The 694-nt window shown below is 66.1% G+C and carries 1 pseudogene; it reads right to left on the bottom strand.

The annotated features are described in order from the left end of the window. Positions 1 to 621: pseudogene (locus TN53_RS41525) on the bottom strand (serine hydrolase domain-containing protein); the annotation flags it as partial. Positions 622 to 694 lie beyond the last annotated feature (73 nt).

Below are 694 nucleotides of genomic sequence, written 5' to 3'. Positions count from 1 at the left end.
CCGGTTCAGGTCGTGCGCGGTGCTGATGATCGAGCCGGAGCCGATGGCCATACTCGAGTTGAGGTCCGTGACGTCGATGCCGGTGTCGGTGCCAGTGCCGAACGCGGCGTAGCCCTGGGCGTGCGGGCCCAGGATGAACGGGAAGGCGCCGGGCGTACTGGTGTCTCTCAGGTCCAGGGGGCGGATGATGCGGTCCTTCACCTCCCATGCCCAACTCCGGCCGGTGACCTTGTGGATGATCATCGCGGCGAGAATGTAGTTGGTGTTGGAGTACGACCAGCTGGCATCCGAGTGAGGGAGCTGCATCGCCAGACCCACCAACTCCTCGGGGCTGTACGTGCGGAACCGCTCGGCCCGATAGCCGTCCGCACTTTTCAACGCGGATATCTCCGGCCCGACATCAGGGATGCCGCTCGTGTGCTGCAGCAACTGCCGCACGGTGATCTGGGTGCCGTCGTTGCCGTTGCCCCGGACCACTCCCGGCAGCCACTGCTCGACGGTGTCTTCCAGGGACATCCGCCCTTCGCCGACGAGTTGAAGCACAACCGTGGCGGTTAAGGTCTTGGTCGCGCTGCCGATCCGGAACCTGCCGTCCCGCGGCATCGTCTTTCTTGTGTTCCTCGCGGCCGTCCCGGCTTACGCGCTGTCGCGTGCGTCCGGTGACCTCACCTCGGCGTGCACGCCGACCGCCCCA

Origin of the sequence: Streptomyces sp. WM6386, from assembly GCF_000972385.1 — a bacterium.
Classification (GTDB): domain Bacteria; phylum Actinomycetota; class Actinomycetes; order Streptomycetales; family Streptomycetaceae; genus Streptomyces.
This window is presented reverse-complemented; position numbering and strand designations above follow the sequence as displayed.